The sequence below is a fragment of the Streptomyces sp. NPDC054841 genome, from assembly GCF_053611045.1.
This window is the reverse complement of record NZ_JBSGZO010000519.1, coordinates 1-5,613: the sequence shown is the minus strand read 5'-3', so window position 1 is coordinate 5,613 and position 5,613 is coordinate 1. Positions and strand designations below refer to the sequence as shown.

Annotated in this window: 3 protein-coding genes and 2 pseudogenes; all 5 read left to right on the top strand. The window is 70.0% G+C overall.

Annotated elements, in window-relative coordinates; translation table 11 throughout:
• Nucleotides 1–46 precede the first annotated feature (46 nt).
• The 5 genes and pseudogenes from ACWGI8_RS38220 (at nt 47) to glnII (ending at nt 5,590) form a co-directional block, all read left to right on the top strand.
• The gene (locus ACWGI8_RS38220) at nt 47–721 is read left to right on the top strand and encodes a pentapeptide repeat-containing protein (RefSeq protein ID WP_453668038.1); all 675 of its coding nucleotides are present in this window, start codon (nt 47–49) and stop codon (nt 719–721) included.
• 13 nt (nt 722–734) lie between these two features.
• On the top strand, nt 735–1,451 hold the full coding sequence (locus ACWGI8_RS38215; protein ID WP_453668037.1) for a hypothetical protein: 717 nt from the start codon (nt 735–737) through the stop codon (nt 1,449–1,451).
• Between the two features lie 459 nt (nt 1,452–1,910).
• Nucleotides 1,911–3,327: pseudogene (locus ACWGI8_RS38210) on the top strand (hypothetical protein).
• A pseudogene (locus tag ACWGI8_RS38205) lies at nt 3,324–4,465 on the top strand (ARPP-2 domain-containing protein). The pseudogenes ACWGI8_RS38210 and ACWGI8_RS38205 overlap by 4 nt, the downstream one beginning before the upstream one ends.
• Nucleotides 4,466–4,558: 93 nt before the next feature.
• Entirely contained in the window at nt 4,559–5,590 is a 1,032-nt protein-coding gene (gene glnII, locus ACWGI8_RS38200; protein WP_453668036.1) for a glutamine synthetase, read from the top strand.
• The last annotated feature ends 23 nt before the right edge of the window (nt 5,591–5,613 follow it).

Below are 5,613 nucleotides of genomic sequence, written 5' to 3'. Positions count from 1 at the left end.
CCGCCAACGACAGCGGGCCGCCCCGGCACCACGTTGAAGGAGCACCATGGCCAGCCGTACCTTCGGCCACATCACCGTGACCACTCCCGACCTCGATGAGCCCGGCCTGTACCTGTCCGTGGTCGAGACGCTGGACAGCCCCCGCGGTACCGTGCAGGACTTCGCGTACGGGGACGTGGACCTGCGCTCGCTGGCCCTCAACGGAATCCAGCTCATCACGGGCAGGGTCAGCGACATCCGCGCGAAGCAGGTCGAGTTCGACGCGCTGAAACTCCACGGCGTCGAGATCACCAGCAGCGATCTGGGCTCGGTCCGCTGGAGCGAGAGCAAGCTCACCCGGGCCCACTTCCGCGACTGCAAGCTCATGGGCGCCGCGCTGGACGACGTGGTCCTGGACGACGTGCTGTTCGAGAAGTGCCGTTTCGACTACGCCAGCTTCGAGAAGGTGCGTGCCACCGGCCCCGTTGCCTTCGCCGGCTGTGCCTTCACCGAGGTCACGTTCACCGACTGCGACCTGTCCGACGCCGTGTTCTCGGACTGCGGGCTCAAGCTGACCGAGTTCGGCGGCGGACGGTACCGGGACACCGATCTCCGCGGCAACGACCTCTCGCAGATCCGTGGCGTCGCCAACCTGGCCAAGGTCCGCATCGACCCGGGCCAGCAGACGGACCTTGCCCAGGCCCTCGTGAACGAACTCGGCATCACCATTGGAGACGACTGACCAGGAGGACCACGTGCCCCTGCACATCGCGTTCAACGACCTGGACGCCCTGCGCGAGCGGTGCGAGACGGCCACGGTTCGCACGACGAAGGAGGAGCGGGAATACGAGGAGGGGTCCGTGGTCCCGTCCGGCCTGTGGCAGCCACTCACGGAGGCGGACGGCCTCTCGCTGGCCGTCCAGGCTTGGACACCGGCCACGACGCTCGTGGAGATCGTCCGCCCACCCGCTCCGAAGGAGAAGGGCCTGGAGCATCTGGCGAGGCCGCTGGGCGACGACGACGCGCAGTACCTCGGACAGGCCCTCTCCAAGCCCAACGTGATCACGACAACGGAGAACTACCAGGACGGCCGTCTGATCGGCCTGCACCTGGACAACTGGGACAAACTGATCTACGCGCAGAAACCCCGTGGCCGACGCCGCCTCGCCCTGAACCTGGGGCCGGGCACCCGGTACGTCGTCGTCGGCACGCTCGACGCACAGGCCGTTTGCCGGGTCATACACCCCGAGGACTACGCGCACCGCTACCCCTCCACCGACGACTACCGAAAGCATGTGGCCGCCGGACACCCGATCCGCGTCTACCGCATCCGCCTCGCGCCTGGAGAGGGCTACATCGCCCCCACCGAGTACCTGCTGCACGACGGCTCTACCGAGGGGCAGGACCACCCCTCAGCCGCCGCATTCTGGCTCGGCCGCTGGGCTACCGGGACCCTGCCGTCTTTGATCTAGGGTCTGTGGGAGGCGGCCCTACCGCTCCCAGTCCAGGGTGACGACTTCGAGGTCGGTCTACGTAGGGTGCTGCCGGTTCCCGGTCAGCGGACCCCTTCGTCCATCAGGACGTAGAGAAGGCCGACGAGGGAGCCGCTGCTGACGATCTCGCGACTTAGCCGGGAGGAAGGAGCCCGGTACTGCGCAGCCGGGGCGAAGTGCCCACCGACTCTGATACGCAGGATCTGCTGCGTGCCGCCGTCGTGTTCACCTCGGCCGCGACGGACACGCTTCCCGCAGCACTCCCTTGAAAACCCGTGGCGGAACGGCCGGTGACGGGTGCTACGTTGCCCAGGCCGGCCGCGGGACTCCGGCGCGACTTCCGAGACCTGCTTGTGAGGCAATGATTTCGCCGCTCGCGCCCCCATTCCCCGGCCGGCCTTCGCATACGTACGCACGGGGGATGTCCGGGGGAACGCCATGGCGGACACGCACGCCGATCTCGTCGCGGCCGAGGACGTACTGCTCTTCGTCAATGCCGCGATCACGGCGACCGGCCAGCGCGAGTTCCGGTCCGAGGCGTACGAGCAGCGGATCTCGCTGGGCTTCGTGCACGAGTATGTGCGCGTCAACTACCGGCCGCTCTACGCGGCGACGCTCGCGCTCGACATCAACGATCACAACGCCGTACGGATCGTCGAGTGGCTGCTGCGTACGGCGGGCGAGGCCGACGACGAGCAGAGAAGGGTCGAGGGCCGGCTGATCGCGGCGCGGCTCGCCGTGCTGCCGCCGCAGCGCGTGTACCGGCTCTTCCGCGCGCTGCGTGCCGCCAAGGTCAACAACCGTCGTACCCGCGCGATCATGCGCGACTGGCTGGCGGCCCGGCCGGACCCGGCGCATGACGCGGTGAAGTACCGCCCGGGCCTGAAGGCCGCCGCCCGGCACGCCCATCACTCCTTCGCCGACCCGGAGTTGGGGGACTTCCTCTTCGCGCCCGGGCGGCGCGTCCGCTACGAGCACCCGTACCTGGACGCCTACCGCCGCGCGCATTACGAGCAGGGCGCGCTGTACGAGCTGCCGTTCACCGTCGCCGAGGGCTTCGCCGCCAAGCACGGCGTCCGGCGCGAGCAGTTCCTGGAGCGGATCGCACCCCGGATGACCCGGCTGGAGCGGCTGCGCACACAGCGTTCCGGCGGCCCGGCCGCCGATCTCACCGCCATGCCGCTGACGCGGCTCGCGCTGTACGTCCTCTCGCTCGCCTTCGAGGAGCGCGTGGCGCGCCGCGCGGAGCTGACCGGAGCGCTCCGGGCGGCGGCGCGGCGCGCGGCCGGTCCGTACGCGGGGACGTGGGGGCGGGTGGCGGCGGTCCTCGACGACAGCTACTCCGCCTCCGGCTCGGGCGTGAAGCGACGCCGACCCCTGGCGGTGGCGCTGGCCGGGCACTTCCTGCTGGAGGCCCTCTCGCAGACGTACACCGCGCTGTGGACGTCCGGAGGCACCGATCCGCTGCTCGTGCGGCCCTGGGGGCCGACCCCGCTGGGCACGCGGATCATCGACGCGCTGGAGACCTCGCCCGAGCGCCTGGTGATCGTCTCGGACGGCTGGGACAACGCGCCGCCGGGGCTCGCGGGCGAGGTGCTGCGCGTCTGGCGCACGCGGCTCGACCCGGACCGGCAGACCGGGGTCGTGCAGCTCTCACCCCGTATACGACGCGGACGGCTTCGACGTACGGCGGCTGGCGCCGAGCGTGCCGACCGCCGGGATCCGGGACGCGGAGGATCTGCCGGCACTGGTGGAGATCGCGCAGTTCGCGGAGGGGCGCACGGGCCTGGACGAGCTGCGGGCGTATCTGGACCGCCGGGTCGCCCTCTTCCTGGAGCACGGGGACATGCGATGACGAGGATCGATCTCACGGGGCTGACGGCCCGCCCGGCGCAGGTGTGGGGCGGCATCCGGCTCGTGCCGCTGGTGCGGCAGGAGCCGCTCGAAGGGCTGCGGCTGCGCCACGAGGTGTACGGCGGCCCCGGCATCGTGGACGTCGGCCCGCGCACCCACTACGTCTCGTACGTCCCGCACGGCTTCGTCGCGGACTGGTCCGGTGACGGCACGCAGTCGGCGGCGTACGGGACCCAGCTCGGCGGCGGGGCACCGAACCGCATTCACGTGCGCCGCCATCACCGCATGGCCAAGCGGAAGCAGGGCGAGAACCGCATGCGGTTCCTGCCGCTCCATCTCGCCCTGGAGGGATATCTGGCGCTGCACTTCGGCGGGCCGTCCGTCGTCTGGGACGAGTGGTCCCAGCAGGCGGTCCGGCAGGGGCTCTCGCCGCGCGCCGAGGACGCGTACACGGGCCGGGGGAGGTGTACGGGCTGGCGGAGGCGCTCCGGGTCTTCGAGATCCATCCGGGGCAGTGCGGGGTGATGGTGTACGCGGCGGACGCGCTCGCCGCGGCGTTCGTCGTGCCGCACCCCGACGACTACCGCGCGCTGCATCCATCCCTGCTGGAGGACCTGTACGGCGAGCTGGTCCATCAGTCCGCCCTCTACGGCAGACCGGTGCCGGACTTCGCCGCGCGGATCGGGGACGGCCGGCACCTGGAGACGCTCGCGGATCTGCGGGCGGCGGCCCGCGCCCAGGAGCGGGCCTGGGAGGAGGCACACACGGGTCTGTTCGCCCGGGACCTGCTGGAGACGCCGTACGCCTTCGAGCGGGTCCACCGGATGGGTTCGTACGCCCTCCATCGCTTCCTTCCGCCCTTCCACCGGGCGCAGAGCGCGCAGCACATCGGTGAGCTGATCACGGACCACAAGGGGCGCACGGCCTATCTGAAGACGTTCCGGCTGTCCGAGAACCAGATCCGCCGCGGCCATCTGCTGCGCATGCTGGCCGGGCACGACTGGCACCTGGGACGCACCGCCGAGGCGCTGGGCAGCAGTTACGCCGAGCTCGTCCGACGAATCCGGAATGCCGGATTCGACTCGCTGCTCAACGCCCATGTGGTCGCACAGGGATCACGACAAACGAAGGAAACCTGAGTAACACGGGGTTCACAATCGGGCAATCGACGGGAAATCCCGTGTTGCGAAGCTGCGCCTCATACCCGCTGCACCCGCAAAGGATGAGGCCCCGTGACCTTCAAGGCTGAGTACATCTGGATCGACGGCACCGAGCCGACCGCGAAGCTTCGCTCGAAGACGAAGATTCTCACGGGCTCAGCCGCAGGCCTCGCCGAGCTTCCCATCTGGGGCTTCGACGGGTCCAGCACCAACCAGGCCGAGGGCCACGCCTCCGACCGGGTGCTCAAGCCGGTCTTCTCCTGCCCGGACCCGATCCGCGGCGGCGACGACGTGCTGGTGCTGTGCGAGGTCCTCAACACGGACATGACCCCGCACGAGTCCAACACGCGTGCCGCGCTCGCCGAGGTGGCCGAGAAGTTCGCCTCCCAGGAGCCGATCTTCGGCATCGAGCAGGAGTACACCTTCTTCGAGGGCGACCGTCCGCTCGGCTTCCCGGTCGGCGGGTTCCCGGCCGCGCAGGGCGGCTACTACTGCGGCGTCGGCGCGGACGAGATCTTCGGCCGTGACGTCGTCGAGGCGCACCTGGAGAACTGCCTCAAGGCGGGCCTGGGCATCTCCGGCATCAACGCCGAGGTCATGCCCGGCCAGTGGGAGTTCCAGGTCGGCCCGCTCGCGCCGCTGGAGGTCTCCGACCAGCTGTGGGTGGCCCGCTGGCTGCTCTACCGCACCGCCGAGGACTTCAACGTCTCCGCGACGCTCGACCCGAAGCCGGTGAAGGGTGACTGGAACGGCGCGGGCGCGCACACCAACTTCTCGACGAAGGCGATGCGCGAGGGCTACGACGCGATCATCACCGCGTGCGAGTCGCTCGGTGAGGGCTCCAAGCCGATGGACCACGTCAAGAACTACGGCGCCGGCATCGACGACCGTCTGACGGGTCTGCACGAGACCGCCCCGTGGAACGAGTACAGCTACGGCGTGTCGAACCGCGGCGCCTCGGTCCGTATCCCGTGGCAGGTCGAGCAGGACGGCAAGGGCTACATCGAGGACCGCCGCCCGAACGCGAACGTCGACCCGTACGTGGTGACCCGCCTGCTGGTGGACACGTGCTGCACCGCGCTGGAGAAGGCCGGCCAGGTCTGATCCGTCCGCACCCACCTGTTGGG

Bases quoted from the DNA above. Each gene is read 5' to 3' on its own strand.
- ACWGI8_RS38220 (WP_453668038.1), top strand. From the start codon at position 47: ATGGCCAGCCGTACCTTCGGCCACATCACCGTGACCACTCCCGACCTC.